A 16,257-nucleotide genomic window follows, 5' to 3' on the forward strand; every position below is an offset into this window, starting at 1 on the left:
GAACGCGGCGGCCCTTGCCGCTGCCGGCGGCGGCGAAGTGCACCCGCAATCCTCGCTCTCGCCCGAACGCATCGCAGCGCTCATTGGCGAGCTGATGGACGACCCCGATCGGCTGACGGCGATGGCGGCGGGTGCGAAATCGGCCGGCAGGCCGGACGCGGCACGGTTGCTCGCTGATCTTACAGAGGCTATTGCGTCCAAAAAAACCGTTTCGGATTTCAGGAAGGGGACGCAAGCATGAAGATGCCGCAGACCATCGGCCTTGTGCATTTCATCGGCATTGGCGGCATCGGCATGAGCGGCATTGCCGAAGTGCTGCACAATCTCGGCTACAAGGTGCAAGGGTCCGATCAGGCCGAAAGCGCCAATGTGCAGCGGCTGCGCGACAAGGGCATCGAATGCTTCGTTGGCCATAGGGCCGAGAATCTCGGCGATGCCGAGGTGGTCGTCGTCTCGACGGCGATCAAGAAATCCAACCCGGAGCTGAAGGCCGCGCGCGAAAAGCTGCTGCCGATCGTGCGCCGGGCCGAAATGCTGGCCGAGCTGATGCGCTTTCGCCAGGCGGTGGCGATCGGCGGCACGCATGGCAAGACGACGACGACCTCGATGGTGGCGACCTTGCTCGATGCCGGCGGGCTCGATCCGACCGTCATCAATGGCGGCATCATCAATGCCTATGGCACCAATGCTCGCATGGGCGACGGCGAATGGATGGTGGTCGAAGCCGACGAAAGCGACGGCACTTTCCTGAAACTGCCGGCCGAGATCGCGGTCGTCACCAACATCGATCCCGAGCATCTCGATCACTATGGCAGCTTCGACAAGGTGCGCGAGGCGTTCCGCCAGTTCGTCGAGAACGTGCCGTTCTACGGTTTTGGCGTGATGTGCACCGACCACCCCGAGGTGCAGGCACTGGTCAGCCGCATCGAGGACCGCCGGGTCATCACCTATGGCGAGAATGCGCAGGCCGACGTGCGCTTTACCAATCACCGCATGGCAGGTGCCATTTCGGAATTCGACGTGGTGATCCGCGACCGCAAGACAGGCGGCCAGACTGTCATAGCAGGCCTGCGCCTGCCGATGCCCGGCCGCCACAACGTCTCCAACGCGACGGCAGCGATCGCGGTCGCGCATGAGCTCGGCCTGTCGGCCGAGGCGATCAAGAAGGGCCTGTCGTCCTTCGCCGGCGTCAAGCGCCGCTTCACCCATACCGGTTCGTGGGACGGCGTCGAAATATTCGACGATTACGGCCACCATCCGGTCGAGATCTCGGCGGTGCTGAAGGCGGCGCGCAGCGCCACCCAAGGTCGCGTCATCGCCATTGCCCAGCCGCATCGCTTCACCCGGCTGCATGATCTGTTCAACGAGTTTTCCACCTGCTTCAACGACGCCGACACAGTGATGGTGGCGCCGGTCTACGCGGCCGGCGAAGAGCCGATCGACGGCGTCAGCTCGGACGCGCTGGTGTCGCGCATCCGCGCCGGCGGCCATCGCGACGCACGCTACATCGAGGGTCCGGCGGCGATCGCGCCCGTCATCCGTGATCTGGCAAAGCCGGGTGACTTCGTCGTCTTCCTGGGCGCCGGCAACATCACCCAATGGGCCTATGCATTGCCCAAGGAGCTTGGCGGGACCGTCTCATGATGCACGGCCAGGCCCTGATCGACAGACTGGGCGACCGGCTTGCCGGCCTGCGCGGCCGCCTGACGCCGAACGCCGAGATGGACAAGATCACCTGGTTCCGTGCAGGGGGTCTGGCTGAGGTGCTGTTCCAGCCGGCCGACGAGGAAGATCTTGCGGTGTTCCTGAAAGCCGTTCCCGAAGAGATACCACTGACCGTCGTCGGCGTCGGCTCGAACCTTCTGGTCCGCGATGGCGGCATCGAGGGCTTTGTCATCCGCCTTTCAGCCAAGGGCTTCGGCGAGGCCGAGGTGATTTCGCCGATCAGGATCAAGGCGGGAGCCGCGACCCCCGACAAGCGCGTCGCAGCGGTGGCGCTCGAGGCCGGCATTGGCGGCTTTCATTTCTACCACGGCATTCCGGGTGCAATCGGCGGTGCGCTGCGGATGAACGCAGGCGCCAACGGCGTCGAGACGCGCGAGCGGGTCGTCGAAGTGCGAGCGCTCGACCGCAAGGGCAATGTGCAGACGCTGAGCAATGCCGATATGGGTTACGCCTATCGCCATTCGGCGGCGCCTGCCGGGCTGATCTTCACCTCGGCCGTGTTCGAGGGCTTTGCCGAGGACAGAGCGGCGATCAAGGCGGCGATGGAGGCCGTGCAGAACCATCGCGAGACCGTGCAGCCGATCCGCGAGAAGACCGGCGGCTCGACCTTCAAGAATCCGGAAGGCACGTCGGCCTGGAAGGAGATCGACAGAGCGGGCTGCCGCGGCCTGATGATCGGCGGCGCCCAGATGTCGCCGATGCATTGCAACTTCATGATCAACACGGGAACCGCGACCGGCTACGACCTAGAATATCTCGGCGAGACGGTGCGCACGCGGGTGCTGGAGAATTCCGGTATCCGGCTGCAATGGGAAATCAAGCGCATCGGCAATTTCCGGCCGGGACATGCGGTTCAGGAGTTTTTGGGACAGCTTCTTTAAAGCGCAGCGTGGCGCGTGTTGAAGTTCATGTGATGCATGAACTTTAACACGGCCGACACGGTCCGCGACCGTTGCCGCAAAGACTCAACGACACGCTTTTCGCATCCATTTTCTCAGAAAGTGAATCTCTCGGAATCGTAAGCACTTGCCAGTGAATCAACTCTCTGATTCTCTGCTCGAAAGCGTTTCCTGATTTGAGTCGTTCGACGCGTTTTCAGCGTTTTCCGTCTGGGGGGGCAACCTGCCGGGAGACTCTGACTCAATGTTGCGGAAAATCTGGTTTTGGTCCGCCGTGAGAGAGGGGATGCCGGGGAATGAAAAACAAGCATGTGGCCGTCCTGCTGGGTGGTTTTTCGTCCGAGCGGCCCGTGTCTCTATCGTCGGGAAAGGCTTGTGCCGATGAACTCGAGAAGGAAGGCTACCAGGTCACCCGTGTCGACGTCGGGCGCGATGTCGGCTCCGTGCTTGCCGAGCTCAAGCCCGATGTCGCCTTCAATGCGCTGCACGGCCCTTTTGGCGAGGACGGCACCATTCAGGGCATCCTTGAATATCTCGGCATTCCCTACACCCATTCCGGCGTGCTCGCCTCGGCTCTGGCCATGAACAAGGAGCAGGCCAAGCGGGTTGCCAAGTCGGTCGGCATCGTGGTCGCCGAATCGAAGGTCGCTAGCCGCTTCGCCATCCAGAGCAAGCATCCGATGAAGCCGCCCTATGTGGTCAAGCCGGTCAATGAGGGTTCGAGCTTCGGTGTCGTCATCGTGCATGAGGGCCAGTCGCATCCGCCGCAGGTGATCGGCTCGTCCGAGTGGAAATATGGCGATACCGTCATGGTTGAGCGCTACATCCACGGCAGGGAACTGACCTGCGCGGTGATGGGCGATGTGGCGCTGGGGGTCTGCGAGATCATCCCGACCGGCCATTCCTTCTACGACTATGATTCAAAATATGTCGCCGGGGGATCAAAGCACGAATGCCCCGCAAAAGTTTCACCGAATATTTACCAAAAAATACAAACACTGGCGCTCAAGGCTCACCAAGCGATCGGCTGTCGCGGCGTTTCCCGTTCGGACTTCCGTTATGACGATCGTCATTCCGAAAACGGCGAGATTGTCTGGCTCGAGGTCAACACCCAGCCGGGTATGACGCCGACGTCCTTGGTGCCTGAAATCGCCGCCCAGGCCGGGCACTCGTTTGGCGATTTGTTGAGTTGGATGGTGGAGGACGCTTCGTGCCTGCGTTGAAATGGAGACAGGGTTGGGAGAGGGGCGCGGCGGGGCCGGCGCTGTTCGGCCTGCCATCGTCGTCGGGCCATTTCGTGCTGCCGCGGATGCTGCGCCGCCCGGTGCGCATTCTGGCGCGCCTGGGCGTCGGGGAATTCCAGGCGCCGCGCTTTTCCGCGGCCATGATGTCGGCCGTGCTGATTTTCTCGAGCAGTGCCTATGGCGCCTATCTCGGCGGTCATGTCGAGGGTATCGTGCAGAGCATCACCGCCCGTACCGGATTTGCCGTCGATCAGGTCAAGGTGGTCGGCAATCGCCAGACCTCGGAAATCGACATACTCGACAGGCTTGAGCTCGACGGTTGGACGTCGCTGATCGGCTTTAATGCCGAGGCCGCGCGGGAACGAATAGCGACATTGCCGTGGATCGAGGTTGCGGCCGTCCGCAAGGTCTACCCGCATACTCTGGAAGTGCGCGTCGAGGAGCGTGAGGCTTTCGCGCTCTGGCAGCAGGGTGACGCGCTTTCGGTCATCGAGAGGAATGGCGCCATGATCGCGCCGTTCTCGGGCGGCAAGCAGGTGCTCCTGCCGCTGCTGATCGGCACCGGCGCGCCGGCGAGCGCGCCCGATTTCCTGGCCAAGGTCGAAAAATATCCCGAACTCGCGAGCCGGATCAAAGGTTATATCCGCGTCGGCGAGCGGCGCTGGGACCTGAAGCTGGACAATGGCATCACCATCAAGCTTCCCGAGGATGACGAGGAACAGGCGCTCGCCGAACTCGTCAAGATGGATCATGATAACGGCTTGCTGTCGCGCGACATCGCCGCCGTCGACATGCGCCTGACGGACCGGCTGGTCGTGCAGTTGACGGCGGAAGCGGCGACGCAGCGCGAAGCCGCCTTCAACGAGAAACCCAAGAGCCTGAAGCGCAAGCCGGAGACGAAGATATGAGCTGGCTTGGCGGTCCTGGCGATGCCGCGTCGCGCCGGTCCGGCACCCTGACGGTGCTGGATGTCGGTTCGAGCAAGGTCTGCTGCATGGTGGCCAAGCTGAAGCCATGCGATGACGGCAAGCTGCTGCGCGGCCGCTCGCACCGGATCCAGGTGATCGGCATCGGCCATCAGAAGTCGCAAGGCGTGAAGTCGGGTGTCGTGGTTGACCTCGATAGGGCGGAACATGCCATCCGCCTTTCCGTCGACGCGGCCGAGCGCATGGCCGGGCTGACGGTCGATTCGCTGATCGTCAACATGACGGCCGGCCGGCTGAAGAGCGAAGCCTTCTCCGCCACCATCAATCTAGGCGGCCACGAGGCCGACGAGGCCGACATCAAGCGCGTTCTCGGCGCCGGCGCCAAGCAGGCGCTGAAGGCCGAGCGCGAGGTGATCCATTCGCTTCCCGTCGGTTTCTCGCTGGATGCCGAACGCGGCGTGCGCGATCCGCGCGGCATGGTCGGCGACGCACTCGGCGTCGACATGCATGTGCTGACCGGCGACGCCGCGCCGATGCGCAATCTGGAGCTTTCCATCAACCGTTCGCATCTGTCGGTCGAGCGCATGGTGGCCACTCCCTATGCCAGCGGTCTGGCGGCCCTGGTCGACGACGAACTGGAAATGGGCGCAGCCTGCATCGACATGGGCGGCGGCACGACGACGATCTCGGTGTTTTCGGAAGGCAGGTTCGTCCATGGCGACGCCATCGCCATTGGCGGCAACCATGTCACGCTGGACATGGCCAAGGGGCTGTCGACCTCGCTCGATGCCGCCGAACGGCTGAAGGTGATGCATGGTTCGGCGCTGCCGGGCAGCGCGGACGACCGCGACCTGGTCTCGATCCAGCCGATCGGCGACGATGGCGACGTGCCCTTGCAGATCCCGCGCTCGGTGATGACGCGCATCGTGCGTGCCCGCATCGACGAGACGCTCGAACTGCTGCGCGACCGGCTGAACAAGTCCGGCTATGGCAATGCAGTGGGCAAGCGTGTGGTTCTCACCGGCGGCGCCAGCCAGCTTGCCGGCCTGCCGGAGGCGGCGCGCCGCATCCTGGGACGCAATGTGCGCATCGGCCGTCCGCTCGGCGTGGCCGGCCTGCCGGAAGCGGCGAAGGGGCCGGCCTTCTCGGCTGCGGTGGGGCTTCTGATCTATCCGCAGATGGCGAGCTTCGAGAGCCATCCGGCGAAAGGAATTTCCGGTCTCAAAATGACCGGAACGGGCGGAAAACTGCATCGCATGAGTCAGTGGTTGAGAGACAGTTTCTAAAATTGACGGGGACAGCCCCATAGGCGGCCGCGGCGGCGAAGCGGCGTGAAAGGCAAAGGACGGAGACAATGACCATCAATCTGCAGAAGCCGGACATCACCGAGCTTAAGCCGCGCATCACCGTATTCGGTGTCGGCGGCGGCGGCGGCAATGCCGTCAACAACATGATCACCGCCGGTTTGCGCGGTGTCGAGTTCGTGGTGGCCAACACCGACGCGCAGGCGCTGACCATGTCGAAGGCCGGCCGCCTGATCCAGCTCGGCGCGCACGTCACCGAAGGCCTTGGCGCCGGCTCGCAGCCGGAGGTCGGCCGTGCGGCGGCGGAAGAGTGCATCGATGAAATCCTCGATCACCTGACCAACACCCATATGTGCTTCGTCACCGCCGGCATGGGCGGCGGCACCGGTACGGGTGCTGCTCCCGTCGTTGCCCGCGCAGCGCGCGAAAAGGGCATCCTCACCGTCGGCGTCGTCACCAAGCCGTTCCACTTCGAAGGCCAGCGCCGCATGAAGACGGCCGACTTCGGCATCGAGGAATTGCAGAAATGCGTCGATACGCTGATCGTCATCCCCAACCAGAACCTGTTCCGGCTGGCCAATGACAAGACCACCTTCGCCGATGCCTTCGCCATGGCCGACCAGGTGCTCTATTCCGGTGTCGCCTGCATCACCGACCTGATGGTCAAGGAAGGCCTGATCAATCTCGACTTCGCCGACGTCCGTTCCGTCATGCGCGAGATGGGCAAGGCGATGATGGGCACCGGCGAGGCTTCCGGCGAGGGCCGCGCGATGGCCGCCGCCGAAGCGGCGATCGCCAACCCGCTGCTCGACGAGACCTCGATGAAGGGCGCCAAGGGCCTGCTGATCTCGATCACCGGCGGCCGCGACCTGACGCTGTTCGAAGTCGACGAAGCCGCGACCCGTATCCGCGAGGAAGTCGACCAGGACGCCAACATCATCCTGGGCGCCACTTTCGACGAGGAACTCGAAGGCGTCATCCGCGTCTCGGTGGTTGCCACCGGCATCGACAAGTCGGCGGCTGAAATCGCCGCCGCACCGATCTCGATCCGCACGGCGCCTCCGAAGCCGGCCAGTCGCCCGGCGGCTCAGATCGCGGAGGTTCGTCCGGCGCCTGTCCAGCAGGCGGCATACGAGCCACGCGCTATCGACCCGGTCGCGGAAGCCATCCATCTGGCCGAAGCCAATGCCGCGGCCATGGCGCAGGCGCGCCCGGCCCCGGTCGCCCACGCTGAAGATTTCCGCCCGCAGAGCAAGATCTTCCAGGCGCCGCCCGCCCAGCCGATGCCGCAGCCGGTGGTCCAGCAGATGCAGCCGGCCCCGCAGCCGCGCGAGATGCTGCAGCGCGAGGCGCCGCAGCCGGTTGCCATGGCGCCGCAGCGCATGCCGCGCGTCGAAGACTTTCCGCCGGTCGTCAAGGCCGAGGTGGATGCCAAGAGCCGCCCGGTCGACCACGAGAACAACAGCGGACCGATGGGCCTGCTGAAGCGCCTGACCAATGGTCTGACCCGCCGCGAGGAAGAACCCGCACGGCTGCAGCCGGCGCAGCCGCGCGAGCCCAAGCTGCGCCAGGCCGCGCCCGAAGTGCGCCGTCTCGCCAGCCAGGATGCGCAGCTCTATGCGCCGCGCCGCGGCCAGCTCGATGATCAAGGCCGCCTGACGCCGCAGGTGAGGACGACTCAGGAAGACGATCAACTGGAGATTCCGGCGTTCCTGCGCCGCCAGGCCAACTGATTGGTAAACGGACTGTAACATTTGTTAACAGGCAAGCGAGGAATCGCTTGCCTGTTAATGTTTTAAATGATGTGATTTCAACGACTTACCAAGTCGCACTCGTTCCATTTTGCGGTTACACAGAGTAAGAAACCGTGATTTGGAGTCTCCCTGACGGGACATTATCTTCGCTGCCTACCATCATCGGTTTGCCGGGATTTCGGGGGAAGTCACCCTGCCAGCCGATTCACACAAGAGCCGCGCCCTCGGGCTGGAGAAGCGGACCTAGGCATTACGGGCTTATGGGGATTGTCTTGCACGACTATCAGACGACATTGAAGACGCGCGCGTCGCTTACCGGCACCGGCGTCCACAGCGGCAAGGAAGTGTCCATCAGCTTCGTGCCCGCGGATGCCGACACCGGCATCGTTTTCCAGCTTTTCAACGGTGCGGAGCAGGGCCGCGAGTTTCGTGCCCTGGTTTCGGAAGTCGGCGCTACCGACCTGTGCACGATGCTTGGTGATCCCGCCGGCGAGCATATCGCCACGGTGGAGCACATCATGGCGGCGCTGTTTGGGCTCGGCATCGATAATGTCGCTGTCGAGATCGATGGTTCCGAGGTTCCTATCTTCGATGGCAGCGCCATGGCGTTCGTCGAAGCCATCGATCAGGCGGGTATCGAGACGCTCTCGGTCAAGCGGCGCTATATCAGGGTCATCAAGCCGGTCCGCATCGAGAACGGCGCCTCGTGGGCGGAGTTTCGGCCCTATGACGGGACCCGTTTCGAGATCGAGATCGACTTCGAAAGCCCGGCGATCGGCCGTCAGCTGTTTGCCTCCGACCTCAATGCCGATATTTTCCGTCGTGACATCGCGCGCGCCCGCACCTTTGGCTTCATGAAGGATGTCGAGCGGCTGTGGGCCGCAGGCTACGCGCTCGGTTCCTCGCTGGAGAACTCGCTGGTCATCGGCGACGACAACCGCGTCATCAATATGGGCGGCCTGCGCTACCCCAACGAATTCGTGCGACATAAGACGCTGGACGCCATGGGCGACCTGGCGCTGGCCGGCGCCCGCTTCATCGGCTGCTTCCGCTCCTATCGCGGCGGCCACAGGATGAATGCCGCGGCCCTGCGCCGCCTGCTGTCGGACCGCACGGCGTTCGAGATCGTCGAGACGACGCGCCGTGAGCGTGGCCGCAGCGCCGAGATGAACGCCGTCAATGCGCCACTCTACGCACCCTGGATGATCTGATTTCCCAGGGTTTTTTCGGGTTCCATGGGTGATAGCGAATGTTGCAGGAATGCACCACCCGCCAGTGAAATTGCATTGATGTCCAAGTGGCGTCCGGCCGCCACAAAAATGCGCGATTGGCCGGAGATATCGTTGCCGGGCAAGGCGGTTATGGTTTATGGCTGCTGCCGTCGATTAATGCATGTCGTTCAAAAGTGGGGACCAGTTTTGAAACAATGGCATGCAACTGGCATTGAAATAGCGCCGAAAGGGCGAGATCCAATCATGTTCTTCAAGCGAGTTGGTCAATTGAAAGCACCGCAGAGGGCTGTTTTCCTGGCGCTTTCAGTAGTTGTTCCATCGCTCTTTCTGTCGGCCTGCATGTCGTCGGAGAAAGATATCGACCTGTCGACCTATGTCGAGCAGACCGAGCCGGCCGATGTTCTCTACAATCAGGGCCTTGCCAATCTCAATGCCGGGCGCCTGCAGGAGGCGAGCCGCAAGTTCGACGCCGTCGACCGTCAGCATCCCTATTCGGAATGGGCCCGCAAATCGATGGTGATGGGCGCTTTCGCCGACTATCGCCAGGGCAATTACGATGAGGCGATCGGCTCGGCCAAGCGCTATCTCACGCTTTACCCGTCGACCGATGACGCCGCCTATGCGCAGTACATCATCGGCTTGAGCTACTACCGTCAGATCAAGGACGTGACGCAGGACCAGAAGGAAGCGCGCCAGACCGTCCAGACGATGCAGGATCTGGTCACGCGCTGGCCAACATCGGAATATGTCGAAGACGCCAAGGAAAAGATCCGCTTCGCCAACGACCAGTTGGCCGGCAAGGAAATGCAGATCGGCCGCTACTATCTTGAGCGGCGTGAATACATCGCTGCCGTGAAGCGCTTCCGCACCGTGGTCGAGAACTATTCCAACACCCGCCATGTCGAGGAGGCGCTCGCCCGCTTGACCGAAAGCTATTACGCGATGGGTCTGACCTCGGAGGCACAAACCGCCGCCGCCGTGCTCGGCACCAACTACCCCGACAGCCCATGGTACAAGGATTCCTACAAGCTCTTGCAGAGCAATGGGCTTGCACCGCGCGAGAATGCCGGGTCGTGGATATCCAAAGCCGGGAAGATGATCACCGGCGCCTGACGTATGAGCATCGACTGAAGCGCCACAGCGCTTTTCGGATTGATCCGGTGCTCAAACAAAAAGATAGTGCGGCGCTGCGACTGCAAATGGTCGCGTGCCGTTCTAGATTCGGGTTCTGATGCTTTCCAGACTGTCGATCCGCGATATCGTCCTGATCGAGAAGCTGGATATCGACTTCCAGCCGGGCCTTTCGGTGCTGACCGGCGAAACCGGTGCCGGCAAATCCATCCTGCTCGATGCCCTGTCGCTGGCGCTCGGAGCGCGCGGCGACGCGTCGCTGGTGCGCCATGGCGCGGCACAGGGCCAGGTCATCGCCGTCTTCGACGTGCCGCGCAATCATCCGGCGCGTACGCTGCTTGCCGACAATGCGATCGAGGATGATGGCGACATCATCCTGCGCCGCCTGCAGACGGCGGACGGCCGCACCCGTGTTTTCGTCAACGATCAACCTTCAAGCGTCACCCTGATGCGCGATGTCGGGCGCGCGCTGGTCGAGATCCACGGCCAGCATGACGAGCGTGCGCTGGTCGATCCCGGCGCGCACCGCGAGGTGCTCGACGCTTTCGGTGGCCATCTCGGCGCCGTCCGCTCGACCGGCGAGGCATGGCGGCACTGGCGGGCCTGCGAGCAGGAGCTGTCGCGCCACCGCGCCAAGGTGGCGGCGGCCGCGCGCGAGGCCGACTATCTGCGCGCGGCGGTGGCGGAATTGACCAAGCTCGATCCGCAGCCGGGCGAGGAGACCGACCTTGCCGAATTGCGCGCGTCTATGATGCGGGCCGAAAAGATCGCTTCCGAAATCCATGACGCGCAGGATGTGCTGTCGGGCCCATCTTCGCCCCTGCCGCAACTGGCCAGCCTGTTGCGGCGGCTGCAGCGCAAGGTGACGGAGGCGCCCGGACTGCTCGACGATGTCGTCAAATCGCTCGACGAGGCGATGCTGTCGCTCGACGCGGCGCAATCGGGCGTCGAGGCAGCATTGCGCGCCACCGAATATGATCCGCAGCGGCTGGAGAAAGCGGAGGAGCGGCTGTTTTCGCTGCGCGCCGCCTCGCGCAAGCACAGCGTCGCCGTCGACGATCTGGCGCAGCTGCGCGACACGATGTCGGCCGATCTCGCCGATCTCGATGCCGGCGAGGAGCGCCTGCACGGGCTGGAAAAGCAAGCCACCGCCGCGCGCGAGACCTACGACATTGCCGCCGCGCAGCTGTCCTCGCTGCGTCATGCGGCGGCGGTCGGCCTGACCAAGGCCGTGATGGCCGAACTGCCGGCCCTGAAGCTCGAACGCGCCGCCTTTATCGTGGAAATGAAGAGCGAGGCCGAGAGCCGCATGGAAGAGGGGATCGACCAGATCGAGTTCTGGGTGCGCACCAATCCAGGCACGCGGCCCGGGCCGATGATGAAAGTGGCCTCCGGCGGCGAGCTTTCGCGCTTCCTTCTGGCGCTGAAGGTGGCGCTGGCCGACCGCGGTTCGGCGCCGACGCTGGTGTTCGATGAAATCGACACCGGCGTGGGCGGCGCTGTCGCCGACGCCATCGGCCAGCGGCTGGCGCGACTGTCGAAGCGCGTCCAGGTGCTGTCGGTGACGCACGCACCGCAGGTGGCGGCACGCGCGGCGACGCATTTCCTGATCTCCAAATCAGGCACCACCGACCGTGTCGCCACAGGCATCGCCGAGATGGACCGGCCGGCGCGGCAGGAAGAGATCGCTCGCATGCTGGCCGGCGCCACCATCACCGATGAAGCGCGCGCGGCCGCCGAACGGTTGCTGCGCGAGAACACCACAGCTGCATAAGAACGGCTGATGTCAGGGATCGAGTCAGGATATGGCTCCATCCTGCTGTTCAGGAATGATTTTCCTAAAATCCTGATCTATTGTGTAGCGCCACCGTTCGGGGAAGAAAGCATGTCCGAAAAACCCGTTGATGCCCTGACCGAAAGCGAGGCCGAAGCCGAGCTGAAGCGGCTGGCGGAAGAGATCGCCGAGCACGACCGGCGCTACCATACCGAAGATGCGCCTGTTATCACCGACGCCGAGTACGACGCGCTGGCACGGCGCAATCTTGCCATCGAGGAGCGCTTTCCGGCGCTGGTGCGCGAGGATTCGCCATCGCTCAGGGTCGGAGCGGCACCTGCGGAAGGCTTTGCCAAGGTGCGCCATGCCGTGCCGATGCTCAGCCTTGCCAAGGCATATACCGACGATGACGTCACGGATTTCATCGAACGCGGCCGGCGGTTCTTCGATCGCGACAAGGAGCTCGACATCGCCTTCACAGCCGAACCGAAGATCGACGGGCTGTCGGCTTCGCTGCGTTACGAAAACGGTGTGTTCGTGCAGGGCGCGACGCGTGGCAACGGGGCCGTCGGCGAAGACATCACCGCCAATTTGAAGACCATCGCCGACATCCCTGCGAAGCTGAAAGGCTCGGGCTGGCCCGAAACCATCGAGATCCGCGGCGAGGTCTACATGACCTATGCGGAATTCGAGGCGCTGAAGCAGCGATCGGCTGCGGCCGGCGGCCAGGACTACGTCAATCCGCGCAATACGGCGGCCGGATCGCTGCGCCAGAAGGATCCGTCCGTCACCGCCAGCCGCAACCTCAAATTCTTCGCCTATGCCTGGGGTTACACGACGGCTGATCCCGCTCCGACCCAATATGATTCGGTGCAGAAATTCGCCGAGTGGGGGTTCAAGATCAGTCCGCTGATGGTGCGGGCGAAATCGGCCGAGGAGTTGATCGCGCATTATCATCGGATCGAAGAGCAGCGCTCGGCGCTCGGCTACGATATCGACGGCGTCGTCTACAAGGTCGACCAGCTGGAGTTGCAGCGCCGCTGGGGTTTCGTCACCGGCGAACCGCGCTGGGCGGTCGCGCATAAATTTCCGGCCGAACAGGCGATGACGACCGTGCAGAAGATCGACATCCAGGTCGGCCGTACCGGTACGCTGGCGCCGGTTGCGCGGCTGGCGCCGGTCACAGTCGGCGGCGTCGTGGTCGAGAACGTCACGCTGCACAATGAGGATTACATCAAGGGCCTGGACTCGACCGGCCAGCCGATCCGCGACGGCATCGATGTGCGCATCGGCGATACGGTCGTGATCCAGCGGGCAGGCGATGTCATTCCGCAGATCGTCAGCGTCGTCATCGACAAGCGGCCTGCTGATGCGGTGCCTTACGAGTTCCCTCACACTTGCCCGATCTGCGGCTCGCCGGCGACGCGCGAGATCAACGAAAAGACCGGCAAGGAAGATTCCCGCCGGCGCTGCACCGGCGAACTGATCTGCCCGGCGCAGGCGGTGGAGGGATTGCGCCACTTCGTGTCACGCGGCGCCCTGGACATCGAAGGCCTCGGCGCGGAGAACATAGACACGTTCTTCAATGCGGGATTGATCAAGACCGCAGCCGATATCTTCACGCTCAGGGATCGCCGTCCGGCCGTCACCAGGGCGCTGGCCGAGCGCCGCGAGGAGCAGGCAAGGCAGCGCGAGGCCGCATCGGGCAAGACGCGCAAGAATGTGCGCAGCGTCGAGGATCGCAACTATGAGGGCCTCGACAAGCTGTTCGCCGCCATCGACTCGCGCCGCGAGCCGGAGCTCGACCGTTTCATCTTCGCGCTCGGCATCCGCCATATCGGCGAAACGACGGCCGCCGTGCTTGCCCGCACCTTCTCGACCATCGAGGAACTGATCCGGGTCGGCAAGGAGACAGCGGCAGCGGAGGATCCACATACGGTTTTCCCCTCGGTCAACGGCATCGGCGATACCGTGATCGATGCGTTGCGCGACTTCTTCGGCAATGAGCGCAATGACGACGTGCTTGACGCGTTGCTCCGCCAAGTCAAGCCGAAGCCCTATATCGTCAACGTGTCGGCCGACAGCGAGGTTGCCGGCAAGACGGTCGTGTTCACGGGCTCGCTGGAGAAGATGACACGCTCCGAAGCCAAGGCGATGGCGGAGCGCCTCGGCGCCAAGGTCGCGGGCTCGGTTTCGGCAAAGACGGATCTGGTGGTCGCCGGGCCGGGTGCCGGCTCCAAGCTCAAGCTTGCCAGCGAACTCGGCATCGAGGTGATCGACGAGGATGCCTGGCTGGTACGGATCGGCAAGGCGTGATGGAAGGCGCATTCAAGGGTTTCGGCCCGAAAGCCATTCCATTCCTGAAGGCGCTGGATTTCCACCAGAACCGGGAATGGTTCTTGGAAAACCGCGACCTGTTCGAAAAGGAACTGCGTGATCCGCTCAGTGATCTGGTCGACACGCTGACCGAGCGTTTCGCGGAGGCCGGGCTCGGCCTGCGCGGTGATCGCAAGAAGTCGCTGTTCCGGATCAATCGCGACGTGCGCTTCGCCAAAGACAAGCGGCCCTACAACAGGCATTTGTCGGCCATCCTGTCGCCCGACGGCACCAAGATGGAGCAGGGTGTGTTCTACGTGCATATCGGGCTTGAGCGCTGTTTTGCCGACATTGCCTGGTGGCAGCCGGAACCGGCGCTGCTGCTGGCGATGCGCAAAGCCATCGCGACCAAGCCGGACAATTTTCGTGGCCTGGTGGCGGCGTTGAAGAAGAACCGGCTTGAACTCGAGACCGAAGGCCGTATGAAGCGTACGCCACGCGGCTTCGAGGAAATCAGCGATCCCGATCTGGTCGCCGCCATCCGCCACCGGCATTTCTATGTCCAGCATGTCATCGATCCGGCGGGAATCCATACGGCTGATCTGGTCGACGAGCTCGTCGATTTCACCTTGCGCGCCAAGCCGCTGCTCGACTGGGGCAGGGCGATCGAGGGCAAGGGTTCGCTTGACTAGTCTCCGGCTCCGGTAACCCGACGATCATTTCCGCTGATCGTTTGGCTCAAGCGAATTCGTGTGACAAGGCAGGCAGCGCTTCCTACATCAGGCCCTGATCAAGGAGAGGCCATGTCGGCGCAAGCAATTTCCGAGAGCGGCGATAGAAGCGATTTCTGGCAGGGCGTGCGGCTGTCGATGCCTGTCGTGGTGGCGTCGGCGCCGTTTGCGGTGCTGTTCGGTGCGCTCGCCGTCGACAATGGTTTCTCGGTCCTGGAAGCCTTCCTGATGAGCGCGCTGGTTTATGGCGGCGCCAGCCAGATGGTCGGCATCCAGCTGTTCGGCCAGCATGTGGCGCCGTGGCTGATCGTGCTGTCGATCTTCGCCGTCAATTTCCGCCACGTGCTCTATTCCGCCGGCATCGGCCGGCGCATCGCGCACTGGCCTGTCATCCAGCAGGCACTTGGTTATTTCATCCTCACCGATCCGCAATTCGCGGTAGCCGAAGCGCGGGCGCAATCAGGCCAGACGGTCGGCTTTGCCTGGTATCTGGGACTTGGCCTGCCGGTCTATCTGTTCTGGATCGTCGAAAGCGCGCTTGGCGCACTGTTCGGCAAGCTGATCCCCGACACGCATGCGCTCGGCATCGATTTCCTGCTGCCGATCTATTTCCTCGGTCTCGTGCTGGGCTTCCGCAAGCGGCCGCTGTGGCTACCGGTGGTCATCGCCAGCGCCGCCGCCTCGATCATCGCCTATAAGACCGTGGGCTCGCCCTGGCATGTCTCGATCGGCGCTGTTGCCGGTGTGCTGCTGGCGGTCATTCTGCCTCCCCATCACAGCGGCGTAAAGGCACGGCCATGAGCACGACCTTCTGGATCATCATCGCCGGCGCAATCGCGACCTATCTGACGCGCATCGGCGGCCATCTGGTCATCTCCCGCTTCGAAACAATCCATCCGCGCGTCGAGGCCGGTCTCAACGCCGTGCCGGCGGCGGTGCTGACGACGCTGGTGGCGCCGGAACTGTTGAATGCCGGGCCGGCGGAATGGGCGGCTCTGGTGGTTACGGCTGTGGTTTCGTTGCGCGGTGGACTGATGTCGATGTTTCTGGCCGGCGCGGCCGTTCTGATTTTGGCGCGGCAATTTGTGGGCTAGGGTCTGGGCGCGATCGACTTGAACCGTTAGCGCTGCCCCTCATCTGCCTGCCGGCATCTTCTCCCCGTATAGGGACGGGGAGAAGGGATTTGTCTCAACCTCGGCGCTTTTCTGCAACGTTGGCGGT

The 16,257-nt window shown here is 63.4% G+C and carries 14 protein-coding genes; all 14 read left to right on the forward strand.

Features of this window, described 5'->3' with window-relative positions; translation table 11 throughout:
- On the forward strand, positions 1 to 241 hold a 241-nt coding region (locus tag EOB49_RS28730; protein ID WP_281060572.1), incomplete at its 5' end, for a glycosyltransferase.
- Complete coding sequence (murC, locus tag EOB49_RS28735) at positions 238 to 1,644, forward strand: UDP-N-acetylmuramate--L-alanine ligase (protein WP_023813140.1); 1,407 nt, start codon at positions 238 to 240, stop codon at positions 1,642 to 1,644. The genes EOB49_RS28730 and murC, both read left to right, overlap by 4 nt.
- A complete protein-coding gene (murB, locus tag EOB49_RS28740; RefSeq protein ID WP_127322152.1) occupies positions 1,641 to 2,606 on the forward strand; it encodes a UDP-N-acetylmuramate dehydrogenase in 966 nt (321 codons plus the stop codon). Before murC ends, murB begins: the two co-directional genes overlap by 4 nt.
- Positions 2,607 to 2,920: 314 nt before the next feature.
- A complete protein-coding gene (locus EOB49_RS28745; RefSeq protein WP_127328876.1) occupies positions 2,921 to 3,847 on the forward strand; it encodes a D-alanine--D-alanine ligase in 927 nt (308 codons plus the stop codon).
- A complete protein-coding gene (locus tag EOB49_RS28750) occupies positions 3,835 to 4,776 on the forward strand; it encodes a cell division protein FtsQ/DivIB (RefSeq protein ID WP_127382964.1) in 942 nt (313 codons plus the stop codon). The genes EOB49_RS28745 and EOB49_RS28750 overlap by 13 nt, the downstream gene beginning before the upstream one ends.
- Positions 4,773 to 6,080, forward strand: a complete 1,308-nt coding sequence (gene ftsA / locus EOB49_RS28755) for a cell division protein FtsA (protein WP_127328878.1) — start codon at positions 4,773 to 4,775, stop codon at positions 6,078 to 6,080. The genes EOB49_RS28750 and ftsA overlap by 4 nt, the downstream gene beginning before the upstream one ends.
- Positions 6,081 to 6,148: 68 nt before the next feature.
- Positions 6,149 to 7,831: a cell division protein FtsZ gene (ftsZ, locus tag EOB49_RS28760; protein ID WP_127273569.1), complete on the forward strand. Its 1,683-nt coding sequence runs from the start codon at positions 6,149 to 6,151 to the stop codon at positions 7,829 to 7,831.
- A gap of 281 nt (positions 7,832 to 8,112) precedes the next feature.
- Positions 8,113 to 9,063: a UDP-3-O-acyl-N-acetylglucosamine deacetylase gene (gene lpxC, locus EOB49_RS28765; protein WP_023813134.1), complete on the forward strand. Its 951-nt coding sequence runs from the start codon at positions 8,113 to 8,115 to the stop codon at positions 9,061 to 9,063.
- Between the two features lie 264 nt (positions 9,064 to 9,327).
- Complete coding sequence (locus EOB49_RS28770) at positions 9,328 to 10,197, forward strand: outer membrane protein assembly factor BamD (RefSeq protein ID WP_127269547.1); 870 nt, start codon at positions 9,328 to 9,330, stop codon at positions 10,195 to 10,197.
- A gap of 118 nt (positions 10,198 to 10,315) precedes the next feature.
- Positions 10,316 to 11,989 (forward strand): DNA repair protein RecN, encoded by a 1,674-nt coding sequence (gene recN / locus EOB49_RS28775; protein ID WP_127328880.1) that lies wholly within the window; start codon positions 10,316 to 10,318, stop codon positions 11,987 to 11,989.
- A 111-nt stretch (positions 11,990 to 12,100) separates the two neighbouring features.
- Positions 12,101 to 14,305, forward strand: coding sequence for an NAD-dependent DNA ligase LigA (ligA, locus tag EOB49_RS28780; RefSeq protein ID WP_127382965.1), 2,205 nt, complete (start codon positions 12,101 to 12,103; stop codon positions 14,303 to 14,305).
- Positions 14,305 to 14,997: a TIGR02453 family protein gene (locus EOB49_RS28785; protein ID WP_127382967.1), complete on the forward strand. Its 693-nt coding sequence runs from the start codon at positions 14,305 to 14,307 to the stop codon at positions 14,995 to 14,997. Before ligA ends, EOB49_RS28785 begins: the two co-directional genes overlap by 1 nt.
- Positions 14,998 to 15,108: 111 nt before the next feature.
- Positions 15,109 to 15,837 (forward strand): AzlC family ABC transporter permease, encoded by a 729-nt coding sequence (locus EOB49_RS28790; protein ID WP_127382966.1) that lies wholly within the window; start codon positions 15,109 to 15,111, stop codon positions 15,835 to 15,837.
- Positions 15,834 to 16,130 carry an AzlD family protein gene (locus EOB49_RS28795; protein WP_127320663.1) on the forward strand — a complete coding sequence of 99 codons (297 nt, stop codon included), beginning with the start codon at positions 15,834 to 15,836 and terminating at the stop codon, positions 16,128 to 16,130. The genes EOB49_RS28790 and EOB49_RS28795 overlap by 4 nt, the downstream gene beginning before the upstream one ends.
- Positions 16,131 to 16,257: the final 127 nt, after the last annotated feature.

Source organism: Mesorhizobium sp. M7A.F.Ca.MR.148.00.0.0, from assembly GCF_003997735.1.
GTDB lineage: Bacteria > Pseudomonadota > Alphaproteobacteria > Rhizobiales > Rhizobiaceae > Mesorhizobium.